The 21,865-nt window shown below is 64.9% G+C and carries 19 protein-coding genes; 9 read left to right on the forward strand and 10 right to left on the reverse strand.

All coding sequences use genetic code 11. From position 1 onward, the window contains the following. Positions 1-83 precede the first annotated feature (83 nt). Complete coding sequence (locus DI606_RS08235; protein WP_293981452.1) at positions 84-812, forward strand: hypothetical protein; 729 nt, start codon at positions 84-86, stop codon at positions 810-812. Between the two features lie 47 nt (positions 813-859). Here the strand turns inward: DI606_RS08235 and DI606_RS08240 are convergent, their stop codons facing one another. Both DI606_RS08240 and DI606_RS08245 read right to left on the reverse strand, forming a co-directional pair. Next, a complete protein-coding gene (locus DI606_RS08240; RefSeq protein WP_293981454.1) occupies positions 860-1,795 on the reverse strand; it encodes a 2-hydroxyacid dehydrogenase in 936 nt (311 codons plus the stop codon). A 3-nt stretch (positions 1,796-1,798) separates the two neighbouring features. Beyond that, positions 1,799-3,124, reverse strand: coding sequence for a cystathionine gamma-synthase family protein (locus DI606_RS08245; protein ID WP_293981457.1), 1,326 nt, complete (start codon positions 3,122-3,124; stop codon positions 1,799-1,801). A gap of 177 nt (positions 3,125-3,301) precedes the next feature. Between DI606_RS08245 and DI606_RS08250 the strand changes: the two genes are divergently transcribed. Next, the gene (locus DI606_RS08250; RefSeq protein WP_293981459.1) at positions 3,302-5,710 is read left to right on the forward strand and encodes a ligase-associated DNA damage response DEXH box helicase; all 2,409 of its coding nucleotides are present in this window, start codon (positions 3,302-3,304) and stop codon (positions 5,708-5,710) included. Here DI606_RS08250 and DI606_RS08255 read toward each other — a convergent pair. The 3 genes from DI606_RS08255 to gyrB are packed head-to-tail and all read right to left on the reverse strand — an operon-like array spanning position 5,707 to position 9,302. Then, positions 5,707-6,219, reverse strand: coding sequence for a membrane-like protein (locus tag DI606_RS08255; protein ID WP_293981462.1), 513 nt, complete (start codon positions 6,217-6,219; stop codon positions 5,707-5,709). The genes DI606_RS08250 and DI606_RS08255 overlap by 4 nt on opposite strands. Further along, on the reverse strand, positions 6,216-6,779 hold the full coding sequence (locus DI606_RS08260) for a DNA-3-methyladenine glycosylase I (protein ID WP_293981464.1): 564 nt from the start codon (positions 6,777-6,779) through the stop codon (positions 6,216-6,218). Before DI606_RS08260 ends, DI606_RS08255 begins: the two co-directional genes overlap by 4 nt. A 3-nt stretch (positions 6,780-6,782) precedes the next feature. Next, a complete protein-coding gene (gene gyrB, locus DI606_RS08265) occupies positions 6,783-9,302 on the reverse strand; it encodes a DNA topoisomerase (ATP-hydrolyzing) subunit B (RefSeq protein WP_293981467.1) in 2,520 nt (839 codons plus the stop codon). Between the two features lie 86 nt (positions 9,303-9,388). Between gyrB and DI606_RS08270 the strand changes: the two genes are divergently transcribed. Further along, a complete protein-coding gene (locus tag DI606_RS08270; RefSeq protein ID WP_293981470.1) occupies positions 9,389-9,871 on the forward strand; it encodes a hypothetical protein in 483 nt (160 codons plus the stop codon). Positions 9,872-10,008: 137 nt separating this feature from the next. Next, positions 10,009-11,472, forward strand: a complete 1,464-nt coding sequence (locus DI606_RS08275; RefSeq protein ID WP_293981472.1) for a PLP-dependent aminotransferase family protein — start codon at positions 10,009-10,011, stop codon at positions 11,470-11,472. A 75-nt stretch (positions 11,473-11,547) separates the two neighbouring features. On the opposite strand, the gene ppa is transcribed toward DI606_RS08275, so the two are convergent. Together ppa and DI606_RS08285 are read right to left on the reverse strand one after the other, a co-directional pair. Beyond that, a complete protein-coding gene (ppa, locus tag DI606_RS08280) occupies positions 11,548-12,090 on the reverse strand; it encodes an inorganic diphosphatase (RefSeq protein ID WP_293981475.1) in 543 nt (180 codons plus the stop codon). 40 nt (positions 12,091-12,130) lie between these two features. Then, entirely contained in the window at positions 12,131-14,062 is a 1,932-nt protein-coding gene (locus DI606_RS08285; protein WP_293981478.1) for a peptidase M61, read from the reverse strand. A 155-nt stretch (positions 14,063-14,217) separates the two neighbouring features. On the opposite strand from DI606_RS08285, the gene hisS reads away from it, so the two are divergent. From hisS to DI606_RS08305, 4 genes are all read left to right on the forward strand, one after another. Beyond that, on the forward strand, positions 14,218-15,588 hold the full coding sequence (gene hisS, locus DI606_RS08290; RefSeq protein ID WP_293981481.1) for a histidine--tRNA ligase: 1,371 nt from the start codon (positions 14,218-14,220) through the stop codon (positions 15,586-15,588). Further along, positions 15,588-16,673 carry a peptide chain release factor 1 gene (gene prfA, locus DI606_RS08295; RefSeq protein ID WP_293981483.1) on the forward strand — a complete coding sequence of 362 codons (1,086 nt, stop codon included), beginning with the start codon at positions 15,588-15,590 and terminating at the stop codon, positions 16,671-16,673. The genes hisS and prfA overlap by 1 nt, the downstream gene beginning before the upstream one ends. Beyond that, positions 16,670-17,488, forward strand: coding sequence for a peptide chain release factor N(5)-glutamine methyltransferase (prmC, locus tag DI606_RS08300; protein WP_293981485.1), 819 nt, complete (start codon positions 16,670-16,672; stop codon positions 17,486-17,488). The genes prfA and prmC overlap by 4 nt, the downstream gene beginning before the upstream one ends. A 316-nt stretch (positions 17,489-17,804) precedes the next feature. Beyond that, complete coding sequence (locus DI606_RS08305; RefSeq protein ID WP_293981487.1) at positions 17,805-18,656, forward strand: DUF4167 domain-containing protein; 852 nt, start codon at positions 17,805-17,807, stop codon at positions 18,654-18,656. A gap of 120 nt (positions 18,657-18,776) precedes the next feature. On the opposite strand, the gene DI606_RS08310 is transcribed toward DI606_RS08305, so the two are convergent. Both DI606_RS08310 and DI606_RS08315 read right to left on the reverse strand, forming a co-directional pair. Next, entirely contained in the window at positions 18,777-19,151 is a 375-nt protein-coding gene (locus tag DI606_RS08310; protein ID WP_293981490.1) for a hotdog domain-containing protein, read from the reverse strand. After that, positions 19,144-19,443, reverse strand: a complete 300-nt coding sequence (locus DI606_RS08315; RefSeq protein WP_293981493.1) for a hypothetical protein — start codon at positions 19,441-19,443, stop codon at positions 19,144-19,146. Before DI606_RS08315 ends, DI606_RS08310 begins: the two co-directional genes overlap by 8 nt. A 74-nt stretch (positions 19,444-19,517) precedes the next feature. Between DI606_RS08315 and DI606_RS08320 the strand changes: the two genes are divergently transcribed. Further along, entirely contained in the window at positions 19,518-19,946 is a 429-nt protein-coding gene (locus DI606_RS08320; RefSeq protein WP_293981494.1) for a CBS domain-containing protein, read from the forward strand. Positions 19,947-19,956: 10 nt separating this feature from the next. On the opposite strand, the gene DI606_RS08325 is transcribed toward DI606_RS08320, so the two are convergent. Beyond that, positions 19,957-21,444 carry a lipopolysaccharide biosynthesis protein gene (locus DI606_RS08325; protein ID WP_293981497.1) on the reverse strand — a complete coding sequence of 496 codons (1,488 nt, stop codon included), beginning with the start codon at positions 21,442-21,444 and terminating at the stop codon, positions 19,957-19,959. Positions 21,445-21,865 lie beyond the last annotated feature (421 nt).

Consider the following 21,865-nt stretch of genomic DNA (forward strand, 5'->3'; position numbering starts at 1 on the left):
AAGGCGTTGGGGGCACTATTCATTTGCGGCTTTGACGGTGTAATGCGTTATCAAACATGTGTGAGCGGGGACGGACAGGATCGATGCGCTTGAAACGGGGATATTTGGCAGGAGCGGGCGCGGCGATCGCCGTGGCCGGTTTCACGCTGTCTCCCGCGTTCGGCGCGGCGACCGACCTCGTTGGAGCGCGCGGCGACGCCGTTTCCTTGGGCGCGCTCGGCAGCATTTCTTCCTTCACGCCGACGATTCGCGATCCGCGTCTCGCGGCAGCCTATGCGCGGATCGCCGCGCGGGCGAGCAATGACGGCTTTCGCTTCACCCCGACCAGCGGATCGCTGAGCGGCCAGCGTTCGATCACTGTGATGGTCCGCGCGAGCGAGGATCGCACCGTGGACCGTCCGCTTGCGCAGGTCGACATCAAGCCCGTGGCCTTCAGCCTGAACAGCGGCGGCCACAACTGGCGCAAGTTCGCCCTGCCCGAAAGCGTCGGCCGCAAGGCGCTCGATCCAGTGCCGGTCGAAACGATGGCCGACTCGAAGAATTTCGCTCTGGAAGACGGCAAGAAGGATCGCTTCAGCACCAAGGTGCTGTTGGAAACGCGGCGTGAGCCCGGCGCGACGGCCAGCGTTCGCAATCCGTCCGCCGACAAGGATTATTCGCTCGACCTTGCCAGTTCCTACTCGCTGACGCGCAACCTCAACGTCACGGCGGGCGTGCGCTACAACAACAGCGTGGCGGGTCGCCTTGCCCCGATGACGGACGAGCGGCAGGACAGCCAAGCCGTTTATCTCGGCACCATCTTCAAATTCTGATCGGATGACCGCTCTCTCCCGATTGGGAGAGAGCGGTCGTTTTTGCGTCACGCCATCTCGGGCACTGGCTGCGGCAGCGGCTGCCCAGAGAAATGCGCGGCCAGATTGCCCATCAGCGTTTCCGTCATCCGCGCCACCGCTTCGTGCGTGGCGCCACCGGTATGCGGCGTCAGGATCACATTGGGCACGCCGCGCCATCGAACGGGATCGGTGGGTTCGGGATCGAACACGTCGATGGCTGCGCCGCCCAGACGCCCGGCTTTCAGCGCGGCGATCAGCGCGTCTTCCTGCACCAGTTGCCCGCGCGCGACATTGACGAGCAGCCCTTGCGGTCCGAGCGCATCCAGTATCGCGGTATCGATGAGACCGCGATTGCTATCGTCCGCGCGGCACGCGACTAGCAGGATGTCGCTGTCTGTCGCCAGCGCGATCAGGCTGTCGGCGCGCGGCCAGCCCAGCCCCGGCTTTTCGCGCGGCCCCCACCATCCGACTGTCATTTTCATCGCCTGCGCCCGTTCGGCAGCCGCGATGCCGATGGAACCCATGCCGACGATGCCCAACCGCGCACTGCGCATCGAATGAGTCCGCGTCTTCGTCTCGATGGTCCACCGCCCCTCACGCAAGTGGCGGTCGCCTTCGACGATCCATCGACGATGGGAGATCATGAGGCCGATGGCATGATCCGCCACATCCTCCGCATTGGCGCTACCGCCATGCGCGACCGCGATTCCGCGCTCCCGAGCGAGGGCAAGGTCTACCCCATCATAACCCACGGTGAAGCAGGCGATGAGGCGCACCGACGGCATCCGGTCGAGCAGTGCGCGTTCCAGCGGGAATTCCCCCGCCCATACGACCGCATCGACACGCGCCAGCGTTTCTCCGTCCGGTTCCTCCCATAACGGCATGACGTCATAGGCCGGGCGCAGGAGCGGCAGAAGCGGGGCCAGCAGCGGCTGGCCCACCATCAGGACAGGCTTCGCCACGGTTCAGCCGACCTGCCGGAGCGCCTGCGCGAAATCGGCGATCAGGTCGTCCGCATCCTCGCACCCGATGGAAATGCGCACCATATTGTCGCCGATGGCGAGCGCCTTCTTGCGTTCGGCTGGCACCGACAGGTGCGTCATCGCGGCGGGATGACTCGCCAGCGTTTCCGTACCGCCCAGGCTCACCGCCAGCTTGGCGATCTTGAGCGCGTCGAGGAAAGCGAAGGCCTCCGCCTCCCCGCCCTTCAGGTAAAGACAGAAGGTCGAGCCCGCGCCGGTGCAATGGCGGCGATAGATGTCCGCCTGTCGCTCGGTCTCCGGGAAGCCAAGATAGACCACCTTTTCCACCTGCGGCTGGTCCTTGAGCCAGGCGCATACCTTCGCCGCATTCTCGCCCGCCCGGCTCATCCGCAACTCGAGCGTTTCCAAGCTGCGCAACAGCATCCAGGCGCTATGCGGGTCGAGGATCGTGCCGATGGTGTTGCGCATCAGGCGGATGGCGTTGATGAGCGTATTGCTGCCCAGCACCCCGCCCGCGACGAGGTCGCTATGCCCACCTGCATATTTGGTGAGGCTGTAGATGACGAGGTCTGCGCCATGCGCCAGCGGCTTGTGCCACAACGGGCCGAGGAACGTATTGTCGATGGCGATCGGCGGCACATGCGCACCACCTTCGAACAGCGAATCGCGCCGCGCGACAACCGCTTCCAGATCGACCATCACGTTGGTCGGATTGGCGGGGCTTTCCAGATAGATGAGCGCGACCCGGCCCAATCCCTTCGCCTTTTCGACGACGGCGCCGATCTCCTCTTCGGTCGCGCCGGCGGGGAAATCGAGCCACTGCACGCCGAACTTGCCGAGGATGCGTCCGATCAGGGATTCGGTTGCGGCGTAGAGCGGCGCGGAATGCACGATCACGTCGCCCGGCTGCACCAGCGCCAACAGCGTGGTCGCGATCGCCGACATGCCGCTCGAAAACAGCAGCGCATCCTCCGCTTCCTCCCACACCGACAGGCGATCCTCGCAAATCTCCTGATTGGGACCGTTGAAGCGGGAATAGACAAGGCCTTCCGCACCGCCCGGCCGGATACCGGTGACGCCCTCGAAATGGCGCTTGCCCGCCGCCGCATTCTCGAATGCGAAGGTGGAGGTGAGGAAGATCGGGGGTTTGAGCGACCCTTCCGACAGCGTCGGATCGTAACCATGGCCCATCATCAGCGTCGCGGGCTTCAGCTTGCGGCCTTCGATTTCCATGATGGGGGCCTTGGGGCGGCGACGGTTGGGGGACGGTGCAACGCCCGTCAGGTCGGCTTCGGTTTCGCCGGTCATGTCAATCTCCTGGAACGAGGATCGCGGCGTCTCATGCGCCGCTCATAGGAACGGAGTGTAACGCAGGTGGGCGGAGCGACGCCAGAGGGAGCGACATAATATTTCCGGATTCGGCATCTATATTCCACAACAACGCGCCGTCTTCCCCTGCCGCAAGGGCCGCCCTACATGCAGGGCATGGCTGGTCTTCCCCCGATAGTGCAGAGCTGGTTCGACGGTCGGGGATGGCGACCGCGCCGTCATCAGCTGGAGATGCTGGATGTGGCGGAACGCGGCGACCACGCGCTTTTAGTGGCGGCCACGGGGGCGGGCAAGACTTTGGCGGGGTTCCTGCCTACGCTCATCGACCTTATCCGATACCCCGCCGAAGGGCTGCACACCCTATACGTATCGCCGCTCAAGGCGCTGGCGGTCGATGTGCGGCGCAATCTGCTGACCCCGATCGAGGAGATGGGCCTTCCCATCCAGGTCGAAACCCGCACTGGTGACACGCCGTCCGACCGTAAGGCGCGGCAACGGATCCGCCCGCCGCATATCCTGCTGACGACGCCCGAATCGCTTTCGCTGCTCTTAAGCTATCCGGACGCCGCCTTGCTGTTCGAGTCGCTGAAGACCGTCATCGTCGATGAAGTCCATGCCTTCGCGACGCAGAAGCGCGGCGACCTGCTCAGCCTGTCGATGGCGCGGCTTCAGGCGATTCAGCCTGCCTTGCGTCGGGTGGCGCTGTCGGCGACGGTCGCCGATGTCAACGCCTATCGCGCCTGGCTCGCGCCCGATGGAGACATCGAACGTGTGACGGCGGTGATGGGGGAGGACGGCGCGGACCCCGATGTCGCCATCCTCATACCCGAAGGGCGCGTCCCATGGTCGGGCCATTCGGGCAAATATGCCGCGAGACAGGTGATGGCGGAGATCGAAGCGCGGCAGACCACGCTGGTTTTCTGCAACACGCGTGGCCTTGCCGAACTGATCTTTCAGGAGTTGTGGCAGGCGAACGAAAATAATCTCCCCATCGCCATCCATCATGGCAGCCTGTCGATCGAGGCGCGGCGTAAGGTCGAATCGGCAATGGCGGCGGGCAAGCTGCGCGCGCTGGTCGCGACGGCCTCGCTCGATCTGGGAGTCGATTGGGGCAATGTCGATTGCGTCATCCAGATGGGCGCGCCCAAGGGCAGTTCGCGCCTGCTCCAGCGCATCGGACGCGCCAATCACCGGCTCGATCAGGCAAGCGAGGCGATCCTGATTCCGGGCAATCGTTTCGAATATCTCGAAGCACGCGCGGCGCTGGATGCGGTTGAGGCAGGCGAACGCGACGCCGACGACTTCCGCCCCGGCAGTCTCGACGTGCTTGCCCAGCATGTCATGGGCCTCGCTTGCGCAGGCCCCTTCCACACCGACGCGATGCTGGCGGAAATCCAGTCCGCCACGCCCTACAGCGCCCTGACCGCCGAAGCGTTCGACACCGTACTGCATTTCATCGAGGGCGGCGGTTATGCCCTGCGCGCCTATGACCGGTTCAAGCGGCTGACGCACGACGCCGACGGGACGTGGCGCGTGTCGCATCCCCGCTTCGTGCAGCAACATCGGCTCAACGCGGGCATCATCGTCGACCGGCCCGCACTCACGGTTCGCTTCGCCAACGGGCGTAAGCTCGGCACGGTGGAGGAAGGGTTCGCGTCGCAACTTCGCCCCGGCGACAGCTTCTTCTTTTCCGGCGCTGCGCTGGAGGTCGTGCGGATGGAAACCAGCGACCTGCTCGTGCGCGCGACATCGAAACAGGCGCGCATCCCCAGCTGGGGCGGCACCCGCATGGCGATGTCGACACGCCTTGCCGACCGGGTCCGCCACTTCCTGGCCGAACCTGGCGAATGGCACCGCTTTCCGAACGATGTACGCGAATGGCTGGAGATGCAGCAAGCCCGATCCGCCCTGCCCCAGCCCGGCCAACTACTGATCGAGACGTTTCCTCATGAGGGACGGCATTATCTCGTCTGCTACAGTTTCGAGGGCTGGAACGCCCATCAGTCGCTCGGCATGTTGCTGACCCGCCGGATGGATGCGCAGGGGCTGATGCCGCTCGGCTTCGTGGCCAACGACTATTCCTTGGCGGTCTATGGCCTCAAGCCTATCACCGATCCCGCGAGTCTTTTTTCCGCCGATATCCTGGACCACGAGTTCATCGACTGGGTCGAACAGTCGAGCCTCCTGAAGCGCGCCTTTCGCGACGTGGCGGTGATTTCGGGCCTGATCGAGCGGCAGCATCCCGGCAAGCGCAAGACGGGGCGGCAGGTCACCTTTTCCACCGATCTCATCTACGACGTCCTGCGTAAATATCAGCCCGACCATATGCTGCTCAAGGCCGCATGGGCCGACGCGCGGGCGCGGATGACGGATGTGGGGCGGCTGGGCGATCTGATCGACCGGGCGGCGGGCACGATGCTGCATGTGACGCTCGACCGCGTCAGTCCTCTCGCGGTGCCGGTGCTGATCCTGATCGGGCGGGAACAGGTCGCGCAAAGCGCGGCGGAGGATGCGTTGCTGATGGAGGCTGAAGCGCTCGTCAACGAAGCGATGCGCGCCGATTAGAAGCCGTCGTCGCCGCCCCGCTCGCCGCCGCAGCCTTTGAGCGTTCCGTCCCCGAACGCAACCTGCACGCGATCCGACCAGATCGCGTCGCTCATGCCGTCGCCGCACGGCCCCTCGCTGACGATCATCGAAAAACCGTCACCGCTGTAGCGTATAGCGCGCCCGACGTCGTTACGGGTGACCCGGTAACGCCGGGGCGGCTGATCGGGGCGATCCAGCACCAGCGAATCGCCCCTGACGCTTACCGCCCAGAAGGGTTCCGTTCCGATGGCCCGATAATCGGGTTCGGATCGATGCGATGGGGGTGTTCCACGTGAAACCAGAGGCTTGCGAATGGCCGGGACCGCCGCCTCAAGCGATTTCGGCGCGAGATCGGGTGCTGTCGCAACAGCGATCGGCGCGACGATTGCCTTCTGCGGCGCGGCCGTGGACCCGTTCGCCATGGTCGGCGGCGTCGGTTCCCCGCCGCAGGCGGACAGGCACAGCACGACCAGCGCAGCGCGCCTCACTCTTGAAGCTCCACCCTGCAATAGCAGTCCGCCGCATGGTCGTTGACCATGCCGACCGCCTGCATCCACGCATAGACGATCGTCGGCCCCACGAACTTGAAGCCCCGTTGCTTGAGATCCTTCGAAATCGCCGCCGAAAGCGGTGTCTGCGCGGGGATCGCTATGCCGTCCCCTTGGATCGGCTTTCCGTTAACGAAGGACCAAGCGTAAGCGGCAAAATCCTCGCCCGTGTCGCGCATGGCGCAGAAGATGCGCGCGCCCGCAACTGTCGCTTCGATCTTGGCCCGGGCGCGCACGATGCCCGGATCGCCCATCAGCCTGTCGACATCGTCCGGGCCGAACGCTGCAACCCTGTCGGGATCGAATCCGGCAAAAGCGGTGCGAAAGGCCGCGCGCTTGCGCAGGATGGTGATCCAGGACAAGCCTGCCTGAAACCCTTCCAGCATCAGCATTTCCCACAACATCCGCGAGTCGCGCTGCGGGACGCCCCATTCCTCATCGTGATAGGCGCAATAGAGCGGGTCCTTCCCGGCCCAGCGGCAACGGACCCGCTCTTCCATGCGTCAGACGTCCAGATTGGCGACGTTCAACGCGTTATCCTGAATGAATTCGCGCCGCGATTCGACGACATCGCCCATCAATTGCGAGAATATCTCGTCGGCGATGTCCGCCTGCTCCACCTCGACGCGCAGCATCGAGCGGTTGTCGGGGTCGAGCGTGGTTTCCCAAAGCTGTTCGGCATTCATCTCGCCCAGCCCCTTGTAGCGTTGGATGGCCAGGCCCTTGCGCCCGGCGGCGAGGATCGCGTCGAGCAGGCCGGTCGGCGCGGCAATCGTCACGCCCTTGGTCGTGACCGGCAATTCGTCCTCGCCCGCCTCCTCGGCCGCTGCCGCCGCCTTGGCCGTAACCAGTCGGCTGACGGTCGCATAGCTGGCCGCTTCCTCGCTCGCGATGCTGTGCAGCTTGCGCGCTTCGGCCGACCCGACGAAGCCGCCTTCGATCACATGGTGATCGGTGACGCCGCGCCACAGGCGCTCGAAATGGAAGCCGCCTTCCTCGGCGATGCGGCCCGACCAGCGGCCCTCGGCGTCCTGCGTGTCCATCCATGCCACCGTCGCGGCCAGCCGCTCCGCCTGCGCGTCCTTCGACAATTCGGGGTCGAGCGCGCCGTTCAGGCTCAGCGCTTCGATGATCTGCGAGTTATAGCGACGCGGCACATAGCGCATCACCGCACGCATCCGGCGGCTATGCTCGATCAGGTGGCGCAGGTCGTCACCGCTGCGCCCGCCGCCGCTCGTTTCCAGCACCATCGTGTCGACGCCGTTGTCGACCAGATACTGCTCCAGCGCCGCTTCGTTCTTGAGATAGACCTCCGACCGTCCCCGCGTCGCCTTGTAAAGCGGCGGCTGCGCGATGTAGAGGTGCCCGGCCTCGATGATCTGCGGCATCTGGCGATAGAAGAAAGTGAGCAGCAGCGTGCGGATATGGGCGCCGTCCACGTCCGCGTCGGTCATGATGACGATCTTGTGGTAGCGTAGCTTGTCCAGGTTGAAATCGTCGCGGATGCCCGTCCCCATCGCCTGGATCAGCGTCCCGACTTCCTTGGACGACAGCATCCGGTCGAACCGGGCGCGCTCGACATTCAGGATCTTGCCCTTGAGCGGCAGGATCGCCTGGTTGTGGCGATTGCGGCCCTGCTTGGCGGAACCGCCCGCCGAATCGCCCTCGACCAGGAAGAGTTCGGACTTGGCAGGGTCTCGCTCCTGGCAATCGGCCAGCTTGCCGGGCAGCGAAGCGATGTCCATCGCCCCCTTGCGCCGGGTCAGTTCGCGCGCCTTCTTCGCCGCCTCGCGCGCGGCGGCGGCGTCGATCACCTTCTGCACGATCATCTTGCCGTGGCCGGGATTTTCTTCCAGCCACTCGGCCATCTTGTCGGCCATCAGGCTTTCGAGCGGCTGGCGCACTTCGGAGGAGACCAGCTTGTCTTTGGTCTGCGAAGAGAATTTCGGATCGGGCAGCTTGACCGACACGATTGCGGTCAGTCCCTCGCGCATGTCCTCGCCGGTAAGGCTCACCTTCTCCTTCTTGAGCGAGCCCGACTTTTCCGCATAGTTGTTGAGCGTGCGCGTCAGCGCCGCGCGGAAGGCGGCCAGATGGGTGCCGCCGTCCCGCTGCGGAATGTTGTTCGTGAAACACAGCACATTTTCATAATAGCTGTCGTTCCATTCCAGCGCGACGTCGATGGTCACGTCGTCGCGCGTGCCCGCGATCGCGATCGGATCGGGCATCAGCGCCGTCTTGTTGCGGTCGAGATATTTGACGAAGGCCGCGATGCCGCCCTCGTAGAAAAGTTCGACTTCCTTCTTTTCCTCATGCCGCGCGTCGACCAGAAACAGCCGCACGCCGCTGTTGAGGAAAGCCAGTTCGCGATAGCGATGCTCCAGCTTGTCGAAATCATATTCGGTCTGGTTCTTGAAGGTGCCGCCGTCGCCGGGCGCTTTCTCTGTCGAGGCGAGGAAGGTTACGCGCGTGCCCTTCTTGGGCGTTCCGTCTTCCCGGGCGGGCGCGTCGCCGATGATCTTGAGCGGTGCGGTCGCATCGCCATAGGCGAAGCGCATATAATGTTCCTTGCCGTCCCGCCAGATATTGAGGTCCAGCCATTCGCTGAGCGCATTGACGACGGAAACGCCTACGCCATGCAGGCCGCCAGACACCTTGTAGGCATTGTCGTCCGACGTGTTCTCGAACTTGCCGCCCGCGTGCAGCTGGGTCATGATGACCTCGGCCGCCGATACGCCCTCTTCCTTGTGGATGCCGGTAGGAATGCCGCGACCATTGTCCTCCACGCTCACCGAACAGTCGGGATTGAGCGTGATGACGATCCGGTCGCAATGCCCGGCCAGCGCTTCGTCGATGGCGTTGTCGCTCACCTCGAACACCATGTGGTGCAGGCCGCTGCCGTCGTCGGTATCGCCGATATACATGCCGGGCCGCTTGCGCACGGCGTCCAGACCTTTCAGCACCTTGATGCTGTCGGCGCCATAATCGTTGGTGTTGGGGGAGTTCACGGGTTCTTCGCTCATGGGCCAGCATATAGGGAAAGCGACCGTGAAACTAAAGCGAAACATGGCGTCTTCCGGCGGGAGCCGGGGCGGTCTATGACCATGTCATGCGCGCGCTTCTGATCCCGTTCCTGCTCCTGTCGGCCTGTTCCAGGAGCAACGACATCTATGAGGAGCTGCCCAACAGCTCGCTGGCCGGTGCGGCGCGCGACGATGTGCCCGAAAGTCGCATGGACGCGCCGGTCGCGCGCGCCGTCACCGTTGGCGAAGACGGTCCCCGGCTCGACGCGTGCGGGGGGCTGGGACAAGTGACGCGCGCGGGGGCCGCCGGGCTCAGCCTGCGGGCGGCTCCCTTCGCCGACGCGCGCGAACTGGCGCGCCTGCCCGACGGCCAGCGCGCATGGATCTGCACCCGCAGCCTCGACCAGAGATGGCTCGGCGTGGTGGTGCAACCCGCGCCGACGCGACCCGATGCGGCGGATGCGCCCGATTGCGGCGTGTCGTCGCCAGCGGATCGCCGCCAGCCTTATGACGGCCCCTGCCCCAGCGGCTGGGTGTCGAGCGCCTATGTGCAGTTGATTGCGGGCTGAGGGCATTTACGGAACGCGGGTAAAGGGAAATGCCGCGTACGGCACCGATCAGGCTAGTTGAATCCAACTGGCCTTTTCATCGCAAGCCATTTTCAGGTAAGTGGATGCGCGAAAGCCTGACGGCAGGAGCCAATTCCATGTCCACTTCGCTGCTTCGTCCCCCTTCCCTCCTTCGCCTGCTCGGCGCATGGCGTGCGCAGGACAGCGCCGAACCGGCCTATCGACAGCTCGCGCAGGCGCTGCGGATGCTGGTGCTCGACGGGCGCGTAGGGCTGAATGTCCGGCTGCCGGGGGAACGGGAACTGGCCGCCGCGCTCGGCCTGTCGCGCACCACCGTCGCCGCCGCGTTCGACCGGCTCCGCGACGAGGGGTTCCTCGAAAGCCGGCAGGGTTCGGGCAGCGTGACGCGTCTCCCCGCGAGCGGCACCGCCCCGCCGGCGATCGACATCGACACGATGCCGGGCGGCGACATCCTCAACTGGACCCATGCCGCCCTGCCCGCCGCGCCGGGCGTGGCGCGCGCTTATGCCCATGCGGTCGAGGCGCTGCCCGCCTATCTCGGCGACCTGGGCTACGATGCGCTCGGCGTTGCGGTGCTGCGCCGGTCCATCGCCGCGCATTATGAGCGGCGCGGCTGCCCGACCGCGCCCGACCAGATCATGGTGACCAACGGCGCGCAGCAGGGTTTCTCGCTGATTCTCAAATGGCTGGCGGGGCCGGGCGACCGCGTCGTCGTCGATCATCCGACCTATCACAATACGATCCAGGCCTTGCAGCGCAACCATGTCGTGCCCGTGCCGGTCGGCCTGCCCCGCACCGGTTGGGACGTGGACGCGATGGAGGCCGCCTTCCGCCAGACCAGCCCGCGCTTCGCCTATGTGATCGCCGATTTCCACAACCCGACCGGGCGCAGCATGGATCCGGCGACGCGCCGCGCGCTGGTGGCCGCGGCGACGCGCACGCACACCCCGCTCGTCATCGACGAAACGATGGTTGCGATGGGCCTCGACTTCGCGCCGCCGCCTCCGGTGGCGATCCACGACCCTGCGGGACGGCAGGTCATCTCCATCGGATCGGCGAGCAAAATCTTCTGGGGCGGGCTGCGCGTGGGCTGGGTCCGCGCCGATGCGCAGACCGTCGCGGCGCTGGGCCGCCTGCGCACCACCATGGACATGGCCAGCCCGGTCGTCGAGCAGATCGCCGCAGCGCAGCTGATCGACGCCGACGTGGGGCTTGGCGAGCGCGCCGCCATGCTGCGCGCGCGGCGCAACCACCTCATGCGGCTGATCGAGCGGCGGCTGCCGCACTGGCAGGTCGATGTGCCCGCAGGCGGCCTGTCGCTCTGGGCGGAACTGCCGCGCGCCGAAGCGACCGCGCTCGCCGCGCTTGCCGAAAGCATGGGCGTACGCGTCGCAGCGGGACCCAAGTTCGGCGTCGGCGGTGCGTTCGAACGCTTTCTGCGCCTGCCCTTCACGCTGGACGAGGCGATGCTGGAGATGGGCGTCGAACGACTGGCGCAGGCGGACGCGCGCCTCCATGCGCGGATGCCCCGAATGCGCGATTCGCTGGCGCTCGCGCTGGAGGCTGACCGACTGATCTGAAAGGCCGGAACGGAAAAGACCGCGCGGACCTTTGCGGTCCACGCGGCCTTTTTGAGATCGCGATGAAGAAGCGGATCAGGCCGCCTTCTTGTTCGCCTGGTAACGCTCGATCGCCTCGATCGTGATACGCTTGGCATCCTCGGCCCCGCCCCAGGTGCCGACGCGGACCCACTTCTTCTTTTCCAGATCCTTGTAGTGGGTGAAGAAATGCTCGATCTGCTCCATCACGATACCGGGCAGGTCGTCCTTCTCCGTCACGTTGGAATAATAGGGAAAGACCGAATCGGCGGGCACGCAGACCAGCTTTTCGTCGCCGCCCGCTTCATCCTCCAGGTTCAGCACCGCAATCGGGCGCGCGGCCACGACCGCGCCGGGGATGAAGGGAGACCGCGCGATCACCAGCGCGTCGAGCGGATCGCCATCGGGCGAGAGCGTGTGCGGCACGAAGCCGTAATTTGCGGGATAGCGCATCGGCGTATGCAGGATGCGGTCCACGAACAGCGCGCCCGAAGCCTTGTCGAACTCGTACTTCACCGGCTCGCCGCCGGTCGGAACCTCGATGATGACGTTGAGGCTGTGGGGCGGATCGTCGCCGACGGGGATCAGTTCGATATTCATGGAAAGAACGCCTTGTCCTGACTGTTGCGTGTAAAAGCGATTATGTCCTGGGCTTTAGCAACCGATCGAGGCTGCCCTCGCCCGCGCCCGTCTTTTCGAGGCGCGGATAGCGCAGGCCACCGGAATAATCGAGGGTCAAAGTGCGGTAGTATTTGTCCTGCTTGAGGATGACCTGGATCGGCCCCTTCGCCTTGATGGCGGCTTTCCAGGCGTCGCCCGAAAATTCGTCGCCATTGACCGCGAGGATCTTGGCCCCGACCGTCAGCCCCGCCTTGAACGCTGCGCTGTCCCAGATGACGCTGCTGACTTCGCCGTCATTCTTGACGACCGCGCCCAGCCCGAAGCTCTGGTCGACCATCTTGTTCGCGCCTTCCGCCGCCTTGGTGATGCTGTTGGGTTCCTCGCCGTAGACGAGGTTGTAGCCGCCCAGGATGAACCCGCCCTTGGGCGTTTCGCGTGTCGGCTCGTCCACATATTTGCGGAAGAACCCGGCCCAGTCGTAGGGCGCGATGCCGTTCAGCGTCCGGATGACATCGTCGCGATTGTAGACCACCTGCCCCCAGTCGCCCGGATTGATGCCGAAGAAGGCCTTGGCGAAATCGTCCAGCCCCTTCTTGCCGCGTGTCGCCTTGGCGATGATCGCATCGGCTTCCAGCCAGATCATCAGGCCTTCGTTGTAATAATCCTCCGACCGCTGCCAGCTCGGCCAGCCCTTGGGTCGGCGGGCGGAGATGATCGGGTCGTGCGTCGTGTCCTCCATGGGGCGCCACTGGCGCCCGACCGCCGTGTCCAGCTTGGCTGCGATCTGGGCATAGGCGTCGAGCGTTTCCTGCTTGGTGAACATCCCCGACCGCGCGCCCAGCACATAGCCCCAGAATTGCGTCTGTCCTTCATAGACCCACAGCAGATTGTCCTGCATCGGCACGGTGAAGTCGGGCGTCCAGAGCAAGTCGGGGCGGCGGAACTTGCCGTCCCAGCTATGCGTGAATTCGTGCGGCAACAGGTTGCGGTCCAGCAGCGCGTCGCCCTTGTCCCAGCTTTTGAAATAGCCCGGTTCGACCTGATTTTCCGAACTGCGATGATGTTCGAGGCCAATCCCGCCCATTTCGTCGGTGATGGCGAGCAGGAAGTCGTAATGGTTGAAATGATATGTGCCGAACAGCGCGCCCGCTTCGTCCACCAGCTTGCGGTGCTTTGCGATCTGCTCGGGCTTGAATTCCAGCTCGTCGGGATCGTCGGCGACGATGTTGAGCGTGACGTTGTGGCCAAGGTCGACCGGCTTGAAATAGCGTCCGGCAAAGACCGGCGAATCCTGCAGCGCTTCGTAATCGATCGTCTCATAGGCGATGGCATTGCCCTGCCGCGTGCCGCGCAGTGCGCTCGCCGCCTGCCATCCGGCGGGATAGGTGACGGTCGCCTGCACCGGAATCTGCCGCGTAAAATAGCCTGCGGGATAGAGCGACACGCTTTCCCACTGGATGTTGAGCATCTTGGGCGTCACGACGACGCGGCCCTGGTTGCCTGCGGTTGCGGACAGGAACTGGAACTGCGCCACCACCTCGGTCGCGCCCTGGGGGACGTCGATCTTGAAAGCGTAGACGTTCAACGGATCGCGCTTCCATGCCACCGGCTGTCCGTTGGCGGTGAAGGTAAGGCCGGCCAGCTTTTCGATCTGTCCGCGCGGCGCGTGGTTGCCGGGCAACCATTGCGGCATTGTCAGCGTCATGGGGCCGGCGGCGGCGACCGGGATCGTTTCCTTCACGCGGAAAATCCGCTGCACGGTATCGCTGGCGTCGACTTCCAGCCGGATGGTGCCGCCCGGATAGGGGATGTCCTTTGGTGCAGGGGCGGCGCTGTCCACCGGCAGAGCGGCGGGCTTCGAACGGATCGCATCCTGCGCCATCAGGGGCGAGGCGAGAACGGCGGACAGGCCCGTGGACAGGCAGAGTGCGGCAGCAAGGCTGCGGATCATGGAGGTCTCCGACAGGATGATGGAGGCGGGGCGCCTTATGCCGTCTAGCATGGCGCGGGCGACGGCCCCTTGTCCACCCCCCTGCTTCGAGCATGGCGAACGCCGCTAAAAAGCGCGTTTCCATAGGGCTGCTTTACCGTTAAAGGCGCTGCCCCATGGCAAGACAAGAAACCCCGCGCCCGAGCACTCCCAAACCCGTGCGCGGCACGCAGGATATGTTGGGCGGCACCGCCGACGCGTTTCAGGAGCGGTTCGCGCATGTCGTCGCGACCTTCGATCGCGTGCGCCGCCTCTACGGTTTCCAGCGGGTCGAGGTGCCGGTGTTCGAACAGACGGCGGTATTCGCCCGCTCGCTCGGCGAAAGCACCGATGTCGTGTCCAAGGAAATGTACACGTTCGAGGATCGCGGCGGCGACAGCATCACGCTGCGCCCCGAATTCACCGCCGGGATCAGCCGCGCCTATATCACCGAGGGCTGGCAGCAATATGCGCCGCTCAAGGTCGCGACCCACGGCCCCCTCTTCCGCTACGAGCGTCCGCAAAAAGGCCGTTTCCGTCAGTTTCACCAGCTCGACGCCGAAATCATCGGCGCAGCCGAGCCGGGCGCGGACGTGGAACTGCTGGTCATGGCCGACCAGTTGCTCAAGGAACTGGGGATTGCGGACGGGGTCACGCTGACGCTCAACACGCTGGGCGATGCGCAGAGCCGCGAAGGCTGGCGCGCGGCGCTGATCGCCCATTTCGAGGCGCATCGGGCCGACCTGTCGGAGGATAGCGTGGCGCGACTGGCGAAGAACCCGCTGCGCATTCTGGACAGCAAGGACCCGCGCGACCGCCCCATCGCCGACAATGCGCCCGACATCGACGCCTATCTGACCGACGAAGCGCGCGCCTTCTTCGAAAAGGTGACGGCGGGCCTCGACGCGGCGGGCGTCGCGTGGGAGCGCAACGCCCGCCTTGTGCGCGGCCTCGATTATTACCGCCACACCGCCTTCGAATTCGTGACCGACCGCCTCGGCGCGCAAGGCACGGTGCTGGGCGGCGGGCGCTACGACGGGTTGATCGAGAATCTGGGCGGGCCGAGCACGCCTGCGGTCGGCTGGGCCGCGGGGATCGAACGGCTGGCGATGCTGGTGGACGGAAATTTTTCTGACGCACCAGAAGTTGCAGTAGTTGCAGTCAATGATGACGCCCGCCTCGCGGCGCATGTAGCATCGACGTTCTTGCGTCGTAAAAATGTAGCTGTGAACACTTTCTTTAGAGGAAACTCTAAAAAGCTTTTTGAGAAACTAAGGAGTGCGGGAAAGCCGATTATTCTTATGGTTCATGCAGGTCACTACGATGACCCTCATTCGTTTTATATCGACGTTAAGATTGGCCCGAAGGGTCAGCCGGAACGCTACAAAGATATTGAAGAGCAGGTGATAAACTGGTTTTCTCCCGAATGTCAGGTTACGCTGGGCGATTACCTTGAGCGACTGACTTTTCGGCCTGACCTGCACGTATTGGTGCCGAGCCGCTTCTAATGCACATTTCCGCCGAACGCATCGCGCAGATCGAGGCGCGCCGGGATGAGGTGCAGGCGTCGATGACGCGTGCCGACCTGCCGGCCGATGCGTTCGTCAAACTGTCCAAGGAATATGCCGAGATCGAGCCGGTCGCCGTCGCCGCGCGGGAATTGCGGCGGTTGCGGCAGGAACTCGCCGCGCTCGAAGCGATGACCGGGGGGGAGGAAGCCGACCCGCTGATGCGCGAAATGGCGCAGGAGGAGATGCTGCTGCTCAAGGGGCAGCTTCCCGCCGCCGAACGTGCGCTGGCGCTGCAACTCCTGCCCCGCGATTCCGCCGACGCGCGCCCCGCAATGCTGGAAATCCGGGCTGGCACCGGGGGCGACGAAGCCGCGCTTTTTGCCGGCGACCTTTTCCGCATGTATCAGCGATACGCCGACGCGCAGGGATGGAAGCTCGAACTCCTGTCCGCCAATGCGTCCGAACAGGGCGGCTTCAAGGAAGTGGTCGCGTCCATCAACGGCACCGGCGTGTTTGCCAAGCTCAAGTTCGAAAGCGGCGTCCACCGCGTCCAGCGCGTGCCCGTCACCGAAAGCGGCGGGCGCATCCATACCAGCGCCGCCACCGTCGCCATCCTGCCCGAACCGGAGGAAGTCGACGTGCAGATCGCCGATTCCGACCTTAAGATCGACATCTACCGTGCGTCTGGCGCGGGCGGGCAGCACGTCAACACCACCGATTCGGCGGTGCGCATCACGCACCTTCCCTCGGGCATCGTCGTCACCCAGCAGGACGAGCGGTCCCAGCATAAGAACAAGGCGAAGGCGATGCAGGTGCTGCGCGCCCGGCTCTACGAAGCCGAGCGGGAACGCACGCAGAGCGAACAGGCAGGCGCACGCAAGGCGATGGTGGGATCGGGCGACCGTTCCGAACGCATCCGCACCTATAATTTCCCGCAGGGACGCGTCACCGACCACCGCATCAACCTGACGCTCCACCGCCTGCCCGAAATTCTGGAAGGCCCCGGCCTTGCCGAAGTCATCGACGCGCTGGTGGCGGAGGATGAGGCCGCACGCCTCGCCCAGCTGGACGGAGTGGGGTGAGCGTTCCCGACGCGATTCGCGCCGCAGCTGTCCACATCGCTGTCGCAGGCGATACGCCCCGCCTCGACGCCGAACTGCTGATGGCCCACGCGCTGGGCCTGTCCCGCGCCGACATGCTGCTGCGCCAGCGCGATCTTGCGGTGCCGCAGGGTTTCGACGCGCTGGTGCGCCGCCGCGTCGCTGGCGAGCCGGTCGCCCATATTCTGGGCACGCGCGACTTCTGGACGATCACCCTCGCCGTCACGCCCGATGTCCTGATCCCGCGTCCCGACAGCGAAACGTTGATCGAAGCGGCGATAGCGTATTTCGGTGCATCGGGGCCTGCGCGCATTCTCGACCTGGGCACCGGGTCGGGGGCGCTGCTGCTCGCGGCGCTGAGCGAATGGCCGCGCGCGCGCGGGATCGGCGTCGATGCGTCGCCCGCTGCGCTGACGGTTGCGCAGGGCAATGCCGAACGGCTGGGGCTGGCGGGGCGCGCCCGCTTCCAGCCGGGCGACTGGGCGGCGGGGCTGGACGGCGCGTTCGACCTGCTCCTCATCAACCCGCCCTATATCGGCACCGAAGAGCCGCTAGACGGCGACGTGCTGCACGATCCGCCGTCCGCCCTTTTCGCCGGTGCGGACGGGCTGGACGATTATCGGCGCATCGTTCCCGACCTCCCGCGCCTGATCGCGTCGGGCGGCTGTGCGGCGATCGAAATCGGCCACCGCCAGGCGAACAGCGTCGCCGCGCTCGTCGCCGCGCAGGGGTTGCGATCGGCGGTGCGACAGGATCTGGGTCAGCGCGATCGCTGTCTGCTCGTCACCCGGTCCTAAGATGAAAAGCGCGTCATGAAAGCAGGAAAGCGCGAAAATGGCTTGGTTTATAGTATAAAAGCCACTACATCTGCGAAAGAGACGGTTTATCTGGCGACATGGTCTGACAGGCCATTGAAGGAAAAGGCCGTTTTCCAAGCTCCTAAAAGTCATGACGGCGCTCGCTGCGCAGGCGCCGCTGGCGGTCGGGGAATGGCCGGGAACGGTCACGCCGTGGCGGAGCTATATCCGGCCTCCTGGGGCGGGCCATGCGTAGGGATGGCGACTGAACGGTGTTTTCAGTGAATTTTGACAAAGCGAACGCAAGGATCATGTCTTGATCAACAATCGGCAGGCCGGCCGCCGCAATCGGGGCCGGAACAACAATAACGGACGTCCCAACGGCAATAACCGGGGTGGCGGCGACAATGGCAACCGCATCGACAACCGCTCGCGCGGCAACGCGGCCCAGCTTCTTGAAAAATACAAGAATATGGCCCGCGACGCGCAGATGGCAGGCGACCGGGTGAACGCCGAATATTATCTTCAGTTCGCCGACCATTATTTCCGCGTTCTTGCCGACAATCGCGCACGCCAGGAAGAGCAGCAGCAGCGCTTCCGTCCGCGCGACGACAATTACGACGACGATGCCGACGACTTTGACGGAACGGACGATTCGAGCGACGATTTCCGTGTCGACGCTTCGGCGCAGGATCGCGCCTCGTTTCAGGATCGCGCACCGCGCGACCAGGGCCGCGAACAGCAGGCCCGCGATCAGGATCGCCGGAACGACGATCAGCGCGAACGTCGCGACGATGGCCGCTCCAACCGCCGCGACCGTAACCGCCGCGACCGGTTCGGGCCGCAGGACGGTGCGCCCGCGCTGGAAATGGGCGCGGAAGGCCCCGCTGGAACGCCCGCCGAACCCGCGCCCGCGCCGCAGCCGGTAGCCCAAGCGGCCCCCGCCCCCGCTCCCGCGCCGGAAGCGGAGGGCGAAGCGCCCCGCCCGCGTCGCGGTCGCCCGCGCAAGACGCCCGCGCCTGCCGAAGCGGCGGACGGGTTCGATGCCGCGATCCTGCCGCCCGCCATCGGTCGCGCGGACAATGACGCCGACGCATCGGTCGAAGCGGAAGCGCCCAAGAAGCGCGGTCGCCCCCGCCGCGCCGCTGCGGCCGAAGCCGCCGAATAATCTCCGCCTTCGACGGAACGCAAAAAGGGGACGGCCAGTCGATGGCCGTCCCCTTTTTCATGCGCCTTGTCTGGCAACGCAGCGCCGTGACGCACGGATAGTTCGTCGCCCGGCTGCGCCTCAGGCGGGCAGGGGGCGTGGTCTCTGATTTTCGTCCAGCGCGACGAAAGTGTAGACGCCGCTCGTTACCGGCACCTCCTCCTGTCTGCTGCCGCGCGTCGCAACCACTTCGATCCGGATCGCCAGCGATGTCCGCCCGCGTCGTTCTTCGACCGCGTAGACGGATACGATATCGCCCAGCAGGATGGGACTGATGAATTTCATCCCCTCGATCGCGACCGTCGCGACCGGGCCTTGCGCGATCCGGTGCGCAACGATGCCCCCGGCGATATCCATCTGGCTTAATACCCATCCGCCAAAAATATGGCCGTTGGTGTTGATGTCGGTCAGATGCGGCATCACCCGCAACATTGCCTCGCCCCGTTGTTCAGTCATCCAGCGGTACCTCTTCCTTCAACCTGTCCATCACCTGTTCGTCATGCCCGGTCCCGCTCGATAGGAACACAAGCGCCATCAGCCCCGTCCCCAGCATGAAGGTCAGCCACACGCCCAGCACCGTCGCAATGACCATGTGGACAGGCAACTGCCCCGCCCGCCAGTATAGGAAGAGCAGCGCCAGTCCTACGCACAGCGCGCCGCCCAGTGCCATCCACGCCATGATGCGGCGAAACCGCGCCCAAGCGGTGGCCGCGATCGCCGGATCGTCGAGAGCTTCTCTGCGCGTCATCTCTTTTCATTGGGGCGCGAAAGTGGGATCATCAAGTCCCGATAAGGGGATCGAAACAATATAGGAGAGCAGCCATGACCATCGCGGCGATTTTGCAGCGCAAGGGAAGCGACGTGATCCAGGTCGGTCCCGGCGACAGCGTGCTGGCCGTCGTGCGCCTGCTGGCGGACCGGCGGATCGGCTGCGTCCCGGTGGTGGAGGACGGGCAGGTCGTCGGCATCTTTTCGGAGCGGGACTTCATCCACCGCGTCGCGCGCGATGGCGCATCCGCGTTCGACCATACGATCGGCGAAGTGATGACGACTCCCGCCATCGTCATCGACGAATGCACGCCCGTGCTGCACGGCCTGTCGCTGATGACGAAGCGGCGCATCCGGCATCTGCCGGTGGTGACCGAGGGGCGGCTGGTCGGCATGATCTCGATCGGCGATCTGGTGAAGTTCCGCATCGATACCATCGAATCGGAAGCGGCGTCGCTGCGCGATTATATCCAGACTGCCTGAACGGCACGAATCAGCCTGCGCTGGCGGCAGGCGGCGCGCGCCGGACGACCAGAGCGATCAGTTCGCTTAGCGTCCCGCGCGCGCACACCAACAGCGCGGCAAGGAACGCCAGTCCGCCCGCCGGCACAAGAATGCCGAGCCGCACGGGTGCGGGCAGGGGGGGCAGCATCTGTCCCAGCGCCATCACCACGCCTGCCATCAGCATCGAACAGCCCACCCCCGGCGCCGCCGCCCGGATGAGATCGCCGGCGCGCAGCGCCATGGGCCCGCCTGCCAGCCTGACCGTCGCCGCCGTCAGCAGAGGAAAGCCCGCGAGCCAGGCCCATGCCAGCCCGATCGCGCCGAATCGGATGCCGATGAGGAAAGCGATAGGCATCACCACCGCGCCTACCGCTGCGACTCGCGCGGTCGTGCCGGGTCTGCCCAGCGCGTTGCTGACCGGCGCGAACATCACCTGAAGCGTCATGAACGGCATCGCCAGCGCCAGGATGGATACGAACGGCGCCATCTCCAGCCATTTCGCACCGAACAGCGTCTCGACCAGCGGCTGCGCCGTCACCGCCATGCCGAAATAGACCGGGCAGGTGAGTAGCAACAGCAGCTTCACCGCCTTGCAGAAGGACGTGGCGACACGCCGCACATCCTTTTGCATCCGTGCATAGGCGGGAAAGGCGACATCGTTGAGCGGCGGCACGAACTTGCTGACGAAAATCTGCGTCAGGAACAGCGCTTCGGCATAGAGGCCCAGTTCATGCGGCGGCAGCGTCCGCCCGCCGATGAAGATGTCCGCTTGGCTCTGCACGATCCAGAACAACTGGCCGCCCAGCAGGGACGCGCCATAGGTCACCATCGCGCCGGTTCCCCGGAAATCGAAGCTCGGCACAGGGCGAAATCCCGTCACGATGACATAGCCCGCCGCCTTCACCCAGAATCCGGTGATGGGGGCCCATATCAGCGTCCATACGCCCCAGCCCGACAGCGCGCCCGTCAACGCCATTGCCGCCGAAGCCGCCGCCGCGATTAGGTTGACGATTGCAGGCCGCCTGAAATCCAGCGCCCGGCCCATGATCGCTTCGGGCACGGAAATGAAGGGGGTGGACAGATAGAGCAGTGCCTGCACCCGCAGCAGGTCCGCGACCATCGGCTGGTCGTAATAGTCAGCCGCCAGCGGTGCGATCGTCAGTTGCAGCAGGGCCAGCGCACCGTTCAGCAGCAGCATGATGCCAAAGGCCTGACGAAGCCGGTGCGGCTCGACCGAATCGGACTGGACCAGAGCGCTCACCAGCCCGTAGCCATTGAGGAAGGTCGCGAAATTCAAGATCACCTGGGTCATCGCGAACAGGCCGTAATCGGCGGGATCGAGCAGGCGGATGACGGCCAGCGTCACGCCCCAGCTGATCACCTGGGACACGATCTGGCTGCCCGACCGCCAGAAGATCGCGCTGCGTATGCGCGCGCCAAATCCCGCGTCGCTGGCGTCGGCGTCGGCAAGGCTCATCGTCTGGTCTTCTCAATGCTGCGATCCGTCATGGCTGTCGGCTCTAGCGCGGAACCTTTCAAAATTTCTGAAACAAAATTGCAAAAAGGGTTTGACGGTCGCGGAACCCCTCCATATATGCCGCTTCACCGGACGGGACGCTGCCTTGAACGAGGCGCTGACGGGACGGTCGCTGACATAGACGGACACCAGTCCCCCGGAACGCAAGGATCGGGGGCGGATGGTTGTCCGCCTTTCCCTGTCGGTTGGTTCTTTGACATTGTTGATTGATGAAGGGACATGTGGGCGGCGGCTCGGTTTGTCTGGCGACATAGGCGCTGGGTGGATCGTAAAAGCTTAAGTCGTTCGTATGTCCTTATACATATCCATTCGTAATATGTATTTGTGCAGGAACGGCTCCTATGAATGAGCGGATTGTGTT

Origin of the sequence: Sphingobium sp. (assembly GCF_003248505.1) — a bacterium.
GTDB lineage: Bacteria > Pseudomonadota > Alphaproteobacteria > Sphingomonadales > Sphingomonadaceae > Sphingobium.

Bases quoted from the DNA above. Each gene is read 5' to 3' on its own strand.
- DI606_RS08270 (WP_293981470.1), top strand. From the start codon at position 9,389: ATGCGCGCGCTTCTGATCCCGTTCCTGCTCCTGTCGGCCTGTTCCAGG.
- DI606_RS08315 (WP_293981493.1), bottom strand. From the start codon at position 19,443: ATGACGCGCAGAGAAGCTCTCGACGATCCGGCGATCGCGGCCACCGCT.
- gyrB (WP_293981467.1), bottom strand. From the start codon at position 9,302: ATGAGCGAAGAACCCGTGAACTCCCCCAACACCAACGATTATGGCGCC.
- ppa (WP_293981475.1), bottom strand. From the start codon at position 12,090: ATGAATATCGAACTGATCCCCGTCGGCGACGATCCGCCCCACAGCCTC.
- DI606_RS08320 (WP_293981494.1), top strand. From the start codon at position 19,518: ATGACCATCGCGGCGATTTTGCAGCGCAAGGGAAGCGACGTGATCCAG.
- hisS (WP_293981481.1), top strand. From the start codon at position 14,218: ATGGCAAGACAAGAAACCCCGCGCCCGAGCACTCCCAAACCCGTGCGC.
- DI606_RS08325 (WP_293981497.1), bottom strand. From the start codon at position 21,444: ATGAGCCTTGCCGACGCCGACGCCAGCGACGCGGGATTTGGCGCGCGC.
- prfA (WP_293981483.1), top strand. From the start codon at position 15,588: ATGCACATTTCCGCCGAACGCATCGCGCAGATCGAGGCGCGCCGGGAT.
- DI606_RS08245 (WP_293981457.1), bottom strand. From the start codon at position 3,124: ATGACCGGCGAAACCGAAGCCGACCTGACGGGCGTTGCACCGTCCCCC.
- DI606_RS08260 (WP_293981464.1), bottom strand. From the start codon at position 6,779: ATGGAAGAGCGGGTCCGTTGCCGCTGGGCCGGGAAGGACCCGCTCTAT.
- DI606_RS08235 (WP_293981452.1), top strand. From the start codon at position 84: ATGCGCTTGAAACGGGGATATTTGGCAGGAGCGGGCGCGGCGATCGCC.
- DI606_RS08285 (WP_293981478.1), bottom strand. From the start codon at position 14,062: ATGATCCGCAGCCTTGCTGCCGCACTCTGCCTGTCCACGGGCCTGTCC.
- DI606_RS08275 (WP_293981472.1), top strand. From the start codon at position 10,009: ATGTCCACTTCGCTGCTTCGTCCCCCTTCCCTCCTTCGCCTGCTCGGC.
- DI606_RS08310 (WP_293981490.1), bottom strand. From the start codon at position 19,151: ATGACTGAACAACGGGGCGAGGCAATGTTGCGGGTGATGCCGCATCTG.
- DI606_RS08250 (WP_293981459.1), top strand. From the start codon at position 3,302: ATGGCTGGTCTTCCCCCGATAGTGCAGAGCTGGTTCGACGGTCGGGGA.